This is a genomic window from Alicyclobacillus macrosporangiidus CPP55, assembly GCF_000702485.1.
In the GTDB taxonomy this organism is placed as follows: Bacteria; Bacillota; Bacilli; order Alicyclobacillales; family Alicyclobacillaceae; genus Alicyclobacillus_H; species Alicyclobacillus_H macrosporangiidus_B.
In genome coordinates, this window is the sequence record NZ_JNIL01000001.1 from 982288 (window position 1) to 995378 (window position 13091).

Annotated in this window: 17 protein-coding genes; 2 read left to right on the forward strand and 15 right to left on the reverse strand. The window is 63.0% G+C overall.

Annotated elements, in window-relative coordinates:
* Positions 1–86: 86 nt before the first annotated feature.
* Positions 87–515 carry a transcriptional regulator MntR gene (gene mntR / locus N687_RS0105175; protein ID WP_051662966.1) on the forward strand — a complete coding sequence of 143 codons (429 nt, stop codon included), beginning with the start codon at positions 87–89 and terminating at the stop codon, positions 513–515.
* A gap of 82 nt (positions 516–597) precedes the next feature.
* Here mntR and rsfS read toward each other — a convergent pair whose 3' ends face one another.
* The 12 genes from rsfS to N687_RS23725 all read right to left on the reverse strand — a co-directional run bounded on the left by rsfS (position 598) and on the right by N687_RS23725 (position 8285).
* A complete protein-coding gene (gene rsfS / locus N687_RS0105180; RefSeq protein ID WP_029420844.1) occupies positions 598–954 on the reverse strand; it encodes a ribosome silencing factor in 357 nt (118 codons plus the stop codon).
* Entirely contained in the window at positions 951–1574 is a 624-nt protein-coding gene (gene yqeK, locus N687_RS0105185) for a bis(5'-nucleosyl)-tetraphosphatase (symmetrical) YqeK (RefSeq protein WP_081841165.1), read from the reverse strand. The genes rsfS and yqeK overlap by 4 nt, the downstream gene beginning before the upstream one ends.
* A gap of 44 nt (positions 1575–1618) precedes the next feature.
* A complete protein-coding gene (gene nadD / locus N687_RS0105190) occupies positions 1619–2209 on the reverse strand; it encodes a nicotinate (nicotinamide) nucleotide adenylyltransferase (RefSeq protein ID WP_029420846.1) in 591 nt (196 codons plus the stop codon).
* Entirely contained in the window at positions 2206–2532 is a 327-nt protein-coding gene (yhbY, locus tag N687_RS0105195) for a ribosome assembly RNA-binding protein YhbY (RefSeq protein ID WP_081841166.1), read from the reverse strand. Before yhbY ends, nadD begins: the two co-directional genes overlap by 4 nt.
* Before the next feature lie 48 nt (positions 2533–2580).
* The gene (aroE, locus tag N687_RS0105200; protein ID WP_029420848.1) at positions 2581–3417 is read right to left on the reverse strand and encodes a shikimate dehydrogenase; all 837 of its coding nucleotides are present in this window, start codon (positions 3415–3417) and stop codon (positions 2581–2583) included.
* Positions 3418–3545: 128 nt separating this feature from the next.
* Complete coding sequence (locus N687_RS0105205) at positions 3546–3761, reverse strand: hypothetical protein (protein ID WP_029420849.1); 216 nt, start codon at positions 3759–3761, stop codon at positions 3546–3548.
* A gap of 87 nt (positions 3762–3848) precedes the next feature.
* The gene (yqeH, locus tag N687_RS0105210) at positions 3849–5051 is read right to left on the reverse strand and encodes a ribosome biogenesis GTPase YqeH (RefSeq protein ID WP_231493404.1); all 1203 of its coding nucleotides are present in this window, start codon (positions 5049–5051) and stop codon (positions 3849–3851) included.
* Positions 5030–5605: a YqeG family HAD IIIA-type phosphatase gene (locus tag N687_RS0105215; RefSeq protein ID WP_051662968.1), complete on the reverse strand. Its 576-nt coding sequence runs from the start codon at positions 5603–5605 to the stop codon at positions 5030–5032. Before N687_RS0105215 ends, yqeH begins: the two co-directional genes overlap by 22 nt.
* A 124-nt stretch (positions 5606–5729) precedes the next feature.
* On the reverse strand, positions 5730–6434 hold the full coding sequence (sigK, locus tag N687_RS0105220) for an RNA polymerase sporulation sigma factor SigK (RefSeq protein ID WP_029420852.1): 705 nt from the start codon (positions 6432–6434) through the stop codon (positions 5730–5732).
* 162 nt (positions 6435–6596) lie between these two features.
* The gene (locus N687_RS0105225) at positions 6597–7115 is read right to left on the reverse strand and encodes a DUF6897 domain-containing protein (RefSeq protein ID WP_029420853.1); all 519 of its coding nucleotides are present in this window, start codon (positions 7113–7115) and stop codon (positions 6597–6599) included.
* Positions 7116–7194: 79 nt separating this feature from the next.
* On the reverse strand, positions 7195–7917 hold the full coding sequence (locus N687_RS0105230) for a hypothetical protein (protein WP_156040041.1): 723 nt from the start codon (positions 7915–7917) through the stop codon (positions 7195–7197).
* 200 nt (positions 7918–8117) lie between these two features.
* Positions 8118–8285: a hypothetical protein gene (locus N687_RS23725; protein ID WP_156040042.1), complete on the reverse strand. Its 168-nt coding sequence runs from the start codon at positions 8283–8285 to the stop codon at positions 8118–8120.
* Between the two features lie 104 nt (positions 8286–8389).
* Between N687_RS23725 and N687_RS0105240 the strand changes: the two genes are divergently transcribed.
* Entirely contained in the window at positions 8390–9466 is a 1077-nt protein-coding gene (locus N687_RS0105240; protein WP_051662969.1) for a CotH kinase family protein, read from the forward strand.
* A 179-nt stretch (positions 9467–9645) separates the two neighbouring features.
* Here N687_RS0105240 and N687_RS0105245 read toward each other — a convergent pair whose 3' ends face one another.
* The 3 genes from N687_RS0105245 to N687_RS0105255 form a co-directional block, all read right to left on the reverse strand.
* Positions 9646–10542, reverse strand: a complete 897-nt coding sequence (locus N687_RS0105245) for a hypothetical protein (RefSeq protein ID WP_029420856.1) — start codon at positions 10540–10542, stop codon at positions 9646–9648.
* Between the two features lie 37 nt (positions 10543–10579).
* Entirely contained in the window at positions 10580–11086 is a 507-nt protein-coding gene (locus tag N687_RS0105250; RefSeq protein ID WP_029420857.1) for a hypothetical protein, read from the reverse strand.
* Positions 11087–11531: 445 nt separating this feature from the next.
* The gene (locus tag N687_RS0105255; protein ID WP_156040043.1) at positions 11532–12866 is read right to left on the reverse strand and encodes a hypothetical protein; all 1335 of its coding nucleotides are present in this window, start codon (positions 12864–12866) and stop codon (positions 11532–11534) included.
* Positions 12867–13091 lie beyond the last annotated feature (225 nt).

Consider the following 13091-nt stretch of genomic DNA (forward strand, 5'->3'; position numbering starts at 1 on the left):
TGATGATTTTGACAATGGAAATCCGATCTGGCAGCCGACTCGGAACTCGGCTAAGATAAAGGAATCAACGTGCGGAGGTTTTGCTCGTGTTGACGCCGAGCATGGAAGATTACTTGGAGAAGATCTACGAACTGATGAAGGAGAAAGGATATGCGCGGGTGTCGGACATCGCGTCCTCGCTCGACGTGCAGCCTTCATCCGTCACCAAAATGCTGCAAAAGCTGGGCGAGAACGATTACGTCACCTACGAAAAGTACCGCGGCATCGTGTTGACCACCCGCGGCCAGAAGACCGGCAAGCGGATCAAAGAACGCCACCACATGCTGGAGGATTTTCTGCGCATGCTCGGCGTCCAGGAAGACGTCATCCGCCGCGATGTGGAGGGAATTGAACACCACGTCAGTCCCAGCACGCTCGGTGCCCTGCAGGCGCTGGTTCTGTATTTCAGCGAACACCCGGAACAGCTGGCTGTGTTTCAGACATACTTGGCGCGAGTGGGGGAGGACGAGGCGTAACGCCGCCCGCCCCCGCGCCACCTAGTTCTCAGGCGGTTCCACAGCGCCCGCCGTATCCGCGCGCCAGCCGAAACCGTCCGTCTCACTGCGCCATCTCGAACGGAACCTGCCGGGCATCGCCCCACAGTCGTTCCAGGTGGTAAAACTCCCGCTCCTCGGGCCGGAACACGTGCACCACCACATCGCCGAAGTCCAACAACACCCAGCGCGCTTCATCCATCCCCTCCATCCCGCGGCAGGGGACCCCGAGCTGCGCCATTTTGTCCGTCACCGCCCGGGCCACCGCTTCCACCTGGGTGCCTGAGTTGGCTGAACAGATGACGAAGTAATCGGCCACCGGGGTCAGATCGTGAATGTCCAGCACGACGATGTCCTTGGCCTTCTTGTCGGCTGCCGCGGAAGCGGCCTCCAGTGCGATGTGGTCCACCGAATGGGTCATTCGCGTTCCTCCCAATCCTTTGTTTCGTGCGGCGCGAACGACGCACCGCTCCCGTCCGCGCCGAGCACACGCCGCCAGAGATGGTTTCTCGCGCGGACGGTCAGTTCGAAGATCGGCGCACGGCGGGCGATGAGATACGCCAAGGTGGCGTCGAAGGATTCGGCCAGCGCCCGCTCCAAATTCTCCTCCGCCAGCGTGCGCAGCCGGTCCACGCCCGGATAGCGGCGGCCAGGCTCAATGGCGTCGGCCAGGCACAGCACCATTTCAAGGCGTGTCATCCCGACCCGGCCGCTGGTGTGATAGCGGATGGCGTTCCGGATGTCCTCGTCGTCCACCCCGAACCACTCCTTGGCCAGGCCTGCGGCGACGGGACCGTGCAGTACCGCCGGCACGTCGAAGAACGCCGATTCCACCTGAAAACGGCGGGCGGTGTCCACCAACCGCGCCCATTCCCACTCCCGCGCCACATCGTGGATCCAGGCCGCCAGACGCGCTTTCTCCGGATCTGCGCCGTGCCGCAGGGCCAGTCGCTCAGCCGTGCACACGACGCCCTCGGTGTGGCGGAACCGCTCCGGACTCAATTCTCGCCGAATCCGATCGCGGATCCCCGCTTCGTCCACACGTCCACCCCCTCCCATTCGCCGCAGACGAAGGCGCTGTCCTTTTATGCATGTATCTTATTCCAGACACGCAAGACCCGGTCGGGAACCAGGCCACAGACGGGGAGTCTGCGCGCCAACCGCTCGCGCAGGAACGTCGACGAAACGTCGAGAATCGGCATCTCCAGGCGTTGCGCCCGCAGCTCCGGCAACCGCGCCCGGCTGGCCGCATACGTTTCATCAAACGGCCAACCGCTGCGAACAGCGACCCAAAACGGAATCGCGCGCGCCAGTTCCTTCGCCCGTCCCCAGCTGGGCAGCTGCGCCAGACTGTCCGACCCGACGAGGAATGAAAACGACACCCGCGGGTAGAGGGTCTGAAGCACCCGGACCGTGTCCACCGTGTAGGATGGCTTGGGCAGGCTCGCTTCGATGTCACACAGGCGCAGATGCGGATACCCCTCAATCAGCGCGCGAACCATCTCGACCCGCCCACCGTAGTCATCCACCTGTTGCCGTGCCTTGTGCGGCGGGGCCGGAGCCGGCAGCCACCACACTTCGTCCGCTCCCGTCTGTTCCCAGGCCAGCTGGGCCATGGTGAGGTGGCCGACGTGCGGCGGATCGAACGTGCCGCCGAAGAGCACCACCCGGTTCACGGAGACGGCAGCTCGATCTGCGGGTTTTCCTTGTTCCGCCTGTACAGGACCACCGTCCTGCCGATGGACTGTACCCACGATGCACCTGTCTCCTCCACCAGGATGTCCCCGACCTCGTCGCGCTCGAGCGGGCTCGTGTCGAGCACCGAAACCTTGATCAGTTCCTGCGCGTCCAGGACCTCTTCGACCTGTTCGATCACGCCGGCGGTCACCCCAGCCTTTCCCACCTGTACCACGGGTCTCAGGTGATGGGCGAGCGCGCGCAACGCCCGTATCTGTTTTCCGGTCAAGGTTTGACCAGCCATGAGCTCCTCCTTCCGCATCCCCGTTCTCCCCAGGGGCATCGCTCAAGCGCGGGCCACGTCACCCTGTCACCCGCGTCCCACCGCTTCTTCAGCGGCTGCCCGCATCACCGCCCTGGGGGCCGGTGCCCCGAACCAGCGCTCATAAGCCAGAGCGCCCTGTTCGACCAACATCGACAAACCGTCGACGGCCGTAGCCCCCCGGGCGGCCGCCTCCTCCAAGAATCGGGTGCGCAGCGGACGGTACACCGCGTCCTGAACCACCTGACCCGCGCGGAAGCACCGGCCGTCCTCCACCGGAGCGGCCCCCGCTTCGGGCCACATTCCGATGGGCGTGGTCTGCGCCACGAGGTCCGCCTCGGCCACGCAGGCGTGCCGATCCGCCCACGGGCAGGCCTGCACCCGCAGCCGGTCGCCGAACTGGGTGGCCAACGCCTCCGCCCGCTCCAATCTTCGCGCAGCGACAGCCACCCAGGTACCTGGGGCACGCAGCGCCAATGCCGTGAGCACCGCGCGGGCCGCGCCGCCGGCGCCGAGCACCGCCACTCGCTCCGGAAGGCCGGAGAGGTGCGGACGCACACTCTCCCACCAGCCGTCGACATCCGTGTTGTGTCCCCACAGGCGCCCGCCGGGGTCCACCCGGACCGTGTTGACGGCCCCGGCCAGCTGAGCCGTCTCGGTCACCTCGTCGAGCAGGGAAAACACCGCCTGCTTGTGCGGGATGGTCACGTTGAACCCGCCCGCACCCAGCGCCCTCAGCCCTTCGACGGCCGCGGCAATGTGCGCCGGCGCCACCTCGAAGGGCACGTACACCGCCGCCTGGCCCGTGGCCCGAAACGCCGCGTTCATCATCGCGGGCGACGCGGAGTGGCCGACGGGCCAACCCAGGACCCCGTACAACCGCACGCACAACCCCTCCCCGGCAACCTTTGGCCAGCCTGTCCCTCATCACCGGCACTATAGCACAACCGTCGGAAATCGCAAATAAAAAAGCAGCGCCCCGCGGATTTCCCGTGCGCTGCAAAGCCGTGCGCTCACTTGCGAAAGTCCAAGACCGCCCGCAGTTCCCCGCCCTCGATCCGGAGGTTGACGTCGTGCAGATGGTAGTCTGCCAGGTCTGGGTTTTGTGCCCGCGCCTTGCGCACCACGTGTTGCAACCGCCCAATCAGCCCTTCGACCGACAGCGTGCAGGAAGAAGAACGTTCGCTCAATACGGGCAACACAACGTGCTTATTCGTCTCTTCCCCCATTCTGTCACCACCCGAAACCCCAGCCTCCCCGGCATCCGCCGGGAGTCTCAGTTGTTGTACTCTAGGTGTATTCGGGTGGTCCACAGTTCATGCGTGCGGATGGCGGCGCACGGTTTGGCGGGTCACCCCGCCGATCATCCGCTCCCGCACGGTCACCTGGATCCCTTCCGGCGCGAACAGCCGGCCGGCAAGATCACGGCCGAACAGCGTGATCCAGCCGAGGCCCGCCAGGACCACGTCACAACCCTGACGCGGCACTGGCAGATCCGTCCGCGCCCGGCCGTCTCCCCGGTAGCGGCCCGCCCCGACGACGAGCGGGCGCAACTCGCCCAGTCGCGCGCGGCAGTCCGGGCAGGGCACTCGAAGCACTTCCTCATACCGCTCCTCCCCGATGATGTCTGCCCGCTCCAGCTTGGTCCGATGCACCACCAGATCGTTGCTCACATAGACGACGACCGGTTGACGTTCACCTGCCACAAAGTCGAAGCGAGCAAACCCCGCGATCCACAGGGATTGCCGCGGATTGAGTTGATAGACACGCGGCCGGAGCCGGTCCGAAGGCACGGCCCGTTTCAAGCAATCGGGGCACAAACGGTCGATCACGCGCCCCCCGTGCATCAGACCAGGTGTGTCGACGAACGACACGACGCGCCCGGAGGGCAGCGTCCCTTCCATCTCCACCACGCCGAGCGTGGTCCCGGGCATCCGGGATTCGGTGAGCACCGGCTCGGCGCGGCCCGACCGGACCAAGCGGTTCAACAGGGTCGACTTGCCGACGTTTGCCATCCCGACAGCGTACACGCGGTCCTCCCGCCGTTCGTCCAACGCAGCCAGCAGTTGGTCGATCCCGAAACCCGTTCGACCGCTGACGAACCACACCCCGTCACATCGGACCCCGCGCTCCTCGACCAGGCGCCGGACCCAACGGGCCAGTGCGTCGGGGCGTACCTCCGCAGGCAGCAGGTCCACCTTGTTCACCACGGCCCACACCGGGCTTGTCCCCACCAGTTCCGCGAGGCTAGGCACCATCGATCCATTCAGGTCGAACACGTCGAGCACGTAGAGGACCAACCCCGGATGCCGCGCGATGCCCGCGACGGCCAGCCGGTACGCCTCCGGGGACACCACCACCGGGACAAATTCGCCGTAGTGCCGGATGCGAAAACATCGCCGGCACACCGGCTTGTCCCGGTTCAAGGCGCTGGCCGGGACGTATCCGGGCGCCTCCGGAATCTCCGACTGCAGCGGCGCGCCGCAACCGGCGCAGATCATGACCGATCCCTCAGCCAATCCTGTCCGCTCCTCTCTGCCTGGCCCGCTTGTCGCTCCGGCACCCGCAACCCGCGCCGAAGCAGGCGGTTCAGCACGAACCGTTCGGCGATCCGCAGCACCTTCGTCCCCCACCACTCCCGCCGGTGGATGGGCAAGACGAGGATGGTGTAAATGCCGCACCGGTTCCCCCCGCGCACATCGGTGAACAGCTGGTCACCGACCATCACGGTCTGCTCCGGACGCGCGTCGAACCGCCGCATGGCCTCTTGGAACGCCGCGGGTTTCGGCTTACGGGCCGCCGCGATGTGCGGCAGGCCAGATTCCTGCGCGAAGCGCGACACACGTGGCCCGCGATTGTTCGAAACGATACAAAACGAAAATCCCAGCTCCTGCCCGCGCCGGATCCAATCCCGAAGCACATCAGGCACCTGCGGATCGTTCCAGGGCACGAGCGTGTTGTCCAAATCGCACAAAATGAGGCGCCGGCCCTGCCGGTGCAGACGGTTCAGGTCGATGTCGTGCACCGACGCAACGTACTCGTCCGGCATCCAGCGCTCCCAAAAACTCGGCATACCGTCTCTCCGTCCCCGCCCAAGTATCCCCCATACGGTGCGGCCTTTCGCGGACGCCCGACGCAACGCATGACAGCCGCTGCCGTGATCCCCAATGTAGCACACCGGGGCAAGGCAGGCAAAATCATGACAACCCTTTCCCGCTGCGCAGCTGGGCGTACAGTTTGTTCAGAGCCTTGCGCTCGATGCGCGACACGTACGACCGGGAAATCCCCATTTCGGCGGCAATTTCGCGTTGTGTCCGCTCCTCCCCGTCGAGGATGCCGAACCGTTTGCACAACACCTCCCGCTCGCGCTCTGGCAACAGGGGAAGGTGCTCGAAAACCTTCTGCTTTTCCCACGACAGGTCGACCTCATTGATCACGTCGTCCGGGTCCGACCCGAGCAGGTCCGCCAAAGTCATCTCGTTTCCATCCTTGTCGACGCCGATGGGATCGTGCAGGGACGCGTCCCTGCGGTGGCGTTTCGTACTCCTCAAGTACATGAGGATCTCGTTGTGGATGCACCGGGCCGCGAAGGTGGCCAGCTTGGTCCCGCGGTCCAGCGTATAGCTCTCCACCGCCTTGATGAGACCGATGGTGCCGATGGAGATGAGATCGTCCATATCCTCGCCAGAGCTCTCAAATTTCTTGGCCAAGTGGGCGACCAACCGCAGGTTGTGCTCAATCAAGGTGTTGCGGGCGTTCTGGTCACCGGCCTGCATTCTGCGGATGCACTCCGCCTCCTCCTCGGCCGAGAGCGGTTGGGGAAAAGAGTGATTCTTGACATAGGAGACGAATACGGAGACGTCCTTCAAGACCAAAGCCAACAGGGTGAACAATCCGGTCATGCGCATCGCCCCCCGTCATTCGCCACTCTCCATACGTATGACGGGGGCGGAGGATTCTGCCTGTCCGGTTCAGGGTCAGGCCGCGCCCGGTGCGCGCCTGTCATACCGGCGATGTGCACGGCATCGCAATTCACCGCGGTCGAGGGCGGCTGACTGCGGCGGTCACTTGTTCCGCCCTTCCTTGCGATCTTGCCGCTCTCCCGCCCCACCTCCGGCACGATCCCGCCGCTGGTTGAGAACCCAGGTCACGCTCCGGATGTGGTACGTCGGATAGTGCACGTAGTCCTTCATCTCGTGGAGAATCGTGACCACGCCGGGCCGAAGCTCAATCAAGACGCCCTGCAATGCGTTCGGTCCGCCGTGGTTGACCCGCACCAGACGGTGCCGGAGCTTGCCCAGCAGGTCCTCAAAATTCGCCGCCTCCACCAGTGGCGGGTGCTCCTCAACGGCTGGGGGTTCGTTCTCTTCGGCCGCCGACCGCGTCATCTGCACTTCTGGAATCACCGACTCCGAGATGGTCTTGATGTGGTGACCGTTGACGTACACCACGCCCTCTTCGGCCGTTTCCAATGCGATACAGTCCTCCATGATGGCAACCAGCTTCCCTACGAGTCTGTCCGGTCCGCCTCGTTCCAGCTGAATGGTTTTCCCGATGGAGTCCTGCATGAAGCTGAAGTCCATGTTATGACCTCCTCAAATGTCATGCTCTGTAACAGACCCGCGCATGGTGATCCGGCACGACCACTCCTGTCGCAACCAACTACGCGTGGGTGGTCTCCGCGACGGCCTGCCAGTCGATGTCCTCCTGGCGTGAGAAGGATTTCACGTGATGCATAGGAATTCGAACCAACTCGTGTGGGGACACCACGAGTTCGACAAACGTGTCGTGCACCGCACGGACAATGCCGTACATCTCGTCTGGGCCGCCACGGCCGACCTTCACCAGCCTCCCTGTCTCGTGCCTCAGCGCATCCGCGAATCGAGTCGCCGCTGGAAGCACGGCCTTCTGTCGGTTGACCCACTCGGAAAACTCCGTTCGCACCACGACATCCAGGGGTCGAACGAGATGGATGTGGCGAATAGGAATATACACCAGCCCCTCGGGGATCACGCTGGCGACAACGTAATCCGCCCGGACGTCCAACAGATAGGCGGAGTAGGGATCCGGCCCCCCTCCGTCCAATTGCACGACCGACCCGGCCCAGCTTTGCAACGCTGCGCACAGGGTGTCCGGGACCAACGCAGGATCCACGGGTCCGCTGACCGCGTCCGTCTGCGGCTGCCTGACCGCCGGCGTTGCTTCGCTGAGGCGTAATTGCTTGACGTGCTCCAGTGGAATCAGCGCCGTCCCGGTCACCGAATCGTCGATGAGCAAGAAGTCCTCCCCCACTTTCCGGACGACACCGGAGCAACGCTTGTGCGGGCTGTACTCCGCCACCACCGGTAGATTCAACAGGTCGTCGTGTGTCACGGTCTTCGTCACCTCCCCTGCAACCACACGCACAGTACACGGTATTCCCGGGACGTTTGTACGTGTTTGGGCCATCGCCTGGGAACCGTCAAGACAGCAACCACCCGCCCCAGCCGTACAATGCCAGGAGCGATACGAGCAGGCTGGGAGGAATGACAACCCAGGACACGCGCATGTAGTCCGCCCAGAACATTGGCCCAGGTAGGCCAGTTTCAGCCATTGCCGCTCTTGCGGATACCCTGGCCCCTCTTTCTGCCACCGCGCTTGCCCCTGGTTTTATGAGTGGCTCCCCGTCCGCCCAGCCCCCACATCCGTTGCAGTTCCTGCAGGACGACCTGCCGGACCAACGCCTGCAGCCGAATTTGCCGCTGATTCGCCATCCCCGTTCCTCCTACATACAATTTGGTACCACCCTATGTCGGCGGAGCGCGGGCTGAAATAGGCACGTGCGATGACCGGGGCACCGGCGAGGAGGGCGATACGGGTGGACATTCCCATACGACAGATTGAGGTTCGGCCGACGGACCTGAGGCGGCTGGAGGCACACGCCGACCGGGCGGTGTTTGTGGACGGCGTCCTCCACCGCAACGGGCGCGCCGAATCGGTGCGCTTTGGATACCGTGGCAATCGAACGCGTCAGTCACCCAAAAAATCTTTTGAAATTCGGAGGCGTGGCGGAACGTTGCACCTGAACGCGGAATACGACGATCCCACCATGCTCCGCAATGCACTCTCCCTTTGGTTTTTTCGACAAATTGGTGTCCCCAGTCCGTGGACCCAACACTGCCGCCTCCTCATGAACGGGCAGGACCTCGGGGTGTACCTCGAAATTGAGGGGGTGGATCAAGCTTTTTTCCGACGGCGCCGGTTGGGGTGCCGCAGTTTGTTCTACGCGGTCAACCACGACGCCGACTTCAGCCTGGTGACAGGTGCGCGTGCCGTCCTGAAGGCCTCCCTGTTTGATGGGTACGAGCGTGTGCTGGGCAACCGCGAAGACCAGAAACGATTCGAGCGGTTTATCTTCCATTTGAACACCCTGCGGGACGAGGCACTCAGGCGCCACTTGGCGGAACGGATCGACACACGGCTCTATCTGCGGTGGCTCGCCGGAGCGGTCTGCACCGGCAATGCGGATGGTCTCACGCAAAATTACGCGGTGTATGAATCCACCCACGACGGTCGATACCGGTTCGTGCCGTGGGACTATGAGGGGACGTGGGGGCGAAACTGTTTTGGCCAACTGTGTCCGGTGGACACCGTCGGCGCGTTCGGTGAAAACGTGCTCACAACCAAAGTGCTTGGCTTGCCCAATGCCCGTCGTGCCTACCGCCAACTGATTCGGCATCTTGCGTCAACCGTGTTCACAGAAGAATACTTGGTGCCTGTGGTTCATGACTGGATGCGGCGCATCGGGCCGGCCGTGTTGGCGGACAGTACCCGGCGGCGTGCTGCAGATGGGTGGGCCAGCGAGTTCACGGTCATCTACGAGTACATTCGAGAGCGCCGCAAATTTCTATTGAATGCCATGGACGAAGACGAGGGGCGCAGCGGGACGGGGTAGCCGAATCTCCAGTCCTATCGATTTGTGGAAAGCGCCCCGTCGGCGCTCGTTCCCTACAGAAAATTCCGCCTTGCGGAGGCGGAACACAGGGGGGCACAAGGGGCGAGTTGGGAAAGGTGCGGCACCGCCAAGATGTTGGCAGCCCCGATGGCGGCCGCCGCACCGAATGGTGAAAACACCTACGCTCTCGGGTGAACCCATGACGGCCCCCCCGTGCGAGATGGACGTGCCGTCGCGACGCGGGCCTGCGCCGTGGAATCCCCAGACCCAACACCGGCGTTTGATGCTTCGGCCAGTTTTTTCGAAACAGATCGGGACGCTCGGTGCCTGGCGTGGTCGTTGGACCGCCTGCCGAACAGGGTGGGCCTGGCTGCCGAGGATGACATGGGGCGGGCCAACTCAAGCGCTTTGGCGTCTGCCGAATGCGTCTCGTCACCAGAACGCTCTCCGCCTGACAATCCTTGGACGGGACGGTCTCCCTTGTTTTCGCTGGCGCCTTCGTTCTCCGTTGATCCACCACCAGTGGCGCGCGCGTGGACACCGTCCGCTTCGTCTCCTCCCAGGGTCGATCCGCTGTCGCCCCCGTCCCTTCGATGTGTGTCCTCCGCGTCCTTTGTGGAACCGTCGTCATCCCCACCGGGAGATCCTTGCCCACCTTTCGCCGCCTTCAGCTCGTAGACAGGCGAGACGTTTACAATCTGCGCGATGGGGTAATAGATCAGTTCTGTTGAACTGAGCACCAAACAGATCGTGTCCTTGTTGACCTGAGCCAAGACACCTTGGTGCGCTCCTTCGCCCAGCTCAATCCGCAGCGGCTGCATCCATAAGGCCGCCAGCACGTCTGCGAACGACGCCGCAAACGTGATACCGGGCAAGTCCATCGGCTTCGGAAGCTCTGTGATGTCCGTGGTCACGGACTTGATATGTGTGAACGGATAGTGAACAATCCGCCCGTCCGCTGTAAGCAGGGACGCGTAGTCCGACTGGACGTTGACCAGCCAGCCGGTCAGCCCGACATCGTTGTGCTGTTCGACGCGAATGCGCTTGCCCAAGAGAGGCTCTAACAGGTGTTGCATCGGTGAAACCCTCTCTCCGTAAATGTCGTCTTCACAGTCACTTGCCGCGCCCTTCCTTGCGGTGTACGCGTTCCCTGGAGGCGTCGCCGTCTGCGCGTTCACGCTTCTGGTTCAGAATCCAAGTCACGCTCCGGATATGGTACGTCGGGTAGTGCACGTAGTCCTTCATATCGTGGAGAATGGTCACCACCCCAGGCCGAAGTTCAATCAACACCCCCTGAAGCGCGTTCGGTCCACCGTGATTGATGCGTATCAGGCGATGCCGAAGTTTACCCAGCAAGTCTTCAAAATCGTCCGCCTCCACAAGAGGGGGATACTCCTCTTCGAGGACCGGGACGTCAGCTGCTTGCTGCACCTCCGGAATCACGGACTCGGAAATGGTCTTGATGTGCTGGCCGTTCACGTAGACCACACCGTGTTCGGCTGTCTCCAGCGCAAGGCAGTCTCCCATGATGGCTGCCAACTTCCCGACGAGCTTATCCGGACCGTCTCGCTCCAGCTGAATCGTCTTACCAATGGCGTCCTCCATGAAACTGAAATCCATATTCTTACCTCCTCGAATGTACACTCGGTTGAGACACGTCGAGATCTCCAATGCATCGTTGACCGTGCCGGCCGTGCCGAACACTCATCCGCCCTTATCCGTGCGGTTGCACAAGCGACTTCGCCCAGCTCGGCGACAAGGCGCACAGGGTGCCAGGGAGAGACACAGGCACGGCAGGCGCGTTTGCCACAACGTGTGGAAAGTTCAGCAAGCCCCCGCGTGTCACGATCTGGGTCACCTCCCTTGCAACTACAGGCTCAGTTCACGTTAGTTCAAGTTATTCTGAGTACGTTTGTACTTGTGTTGGGCGATCGCCCGTCGTCCGCCGCTTCAGCGCGTCCAGGCTACCATCGATACCAGCACAGGTGCATGTCACAGTAAAAACCCAACCTGCAAGAAAAAACCGTGGACATCGCTGTCCACGGCATGACATGCACTGCGCCTGTCACCTGGGTAGAGACGATTTGAACCGTCGCCGGACGGCCGCCCCCAACTTCGCCCGCGGCACGGCTCCACGCCTGAGCTTTCCGCGCGCTGGTGAGGTGTTCGAGCGCTTACCATCCCGAACTTTGCCATGATTCCGGGGTGCACCGCCGCCTGCGCCTGCACGGGGGATTCCAGTACCTGCCACACGTCGAGTCAGCACTCGCGGCTCGGCGGACGACCTCCGGTCTTTCGGTTGGATAGCTGCCCGTCCATTCCCGTCCTTGCGCCGTCGATTTCGCTCCAGTGCGACCGCTTGCCAGCTATCCCACTCCTCTTTCTCCCACGGATCGACTGCGACGTCCTCGAGCTCCGCGTCGTCCGGTTCGGCATCACCTGGAACCCACGCGTGATGCGCCCACTCCTTGTGACTCCACTCGCCCTGCCACCAGTACCGCCTTGCCTGACCCGGTTCCCGGGCAGGTTCGGTCCATTCCGTCCGGCTAAGGTCCTGGTCCGCCTCGGCGTCCCGATTCCCGGTGTCCGGTTCATTGCCATGCACCGCCCCGCCCGCCTGCGTCTCTGTGCGCGTCAGCGCCTCGCGCGCACCGACTGGCTGCGCCCACTCGGACGACACCCTCGTCCCAGATTCCCGTTGCTCCCCGTCCCAGGCCGCGCCGCTCAAACCCGTCTCATCTTGCTCGTTGAAGTTCGATTTGATCTTGTCGAACTCGTCCGTGCGCCGCTCGTTTTTCTTCCCTTTGCTCGACCCAGGATCGCGCGCGTGTTTCTTGCGGAATGAACGCGGGGGCGCGAATGGACGCCGCGGATCGCCTGAACGACGCTGCCGTTTGCGTGCCACACGGGCGTGGTCTCCATCGCGTTTTGCTTGGTGCTCCGAATCTTCTGCAACTTGTTGGGACGACGCGGGTTCCGGATCCGGCACGACCAAGCTGACGCTCTTGATATGCTGAATCGGGAAGGTGACAAATTCAGTCGTCCCGTGAACGACCTTGATCCAGTCGTCCCCTTGGTCAATGACGACGCCCACCAGCTTGTTTGGACCTCCCGCGTTCACTTGCACAAGTTTCAAATAACACTTTGACAACAGGTCTCGAAAATCATTCGCTTCCAACGCGGGTACGGAGTACTCCGCCAGTTCCACCTCGGGTACGCCCGGGACATCTTCCTTGACCGCCATGGCCAGCGTCTGGATGTGTTCCACCTTGACAGACACGACGCGCCCAGAATCGGTCCGCACCGTGATGAAATCCCGGCCGACCGCGACGAGAGTCCCCGACAATTCGTCTGGACCCCCGCGTTCGAGTTGTATGTTCTTTCCCACCCAATCGCTCAAAAATGAAAGATCCACAGAAATTCCCCTCGTGTCGGTGGACATAGGCACCCTCCCAGCAGAATCGGCGTATTGTGGTCGTGAGCATTGAGAATGATGGTGTTGCCCCGTGCGTGATCGTGAAGGAACGAGAACCGGTGTCCTGGAGGCCAGAGGGTCTCACCCCTTCGGGGGGACACGGGCACTCTCCCGGGCCACGTGACATGGGACATGGATAGGAACACAACC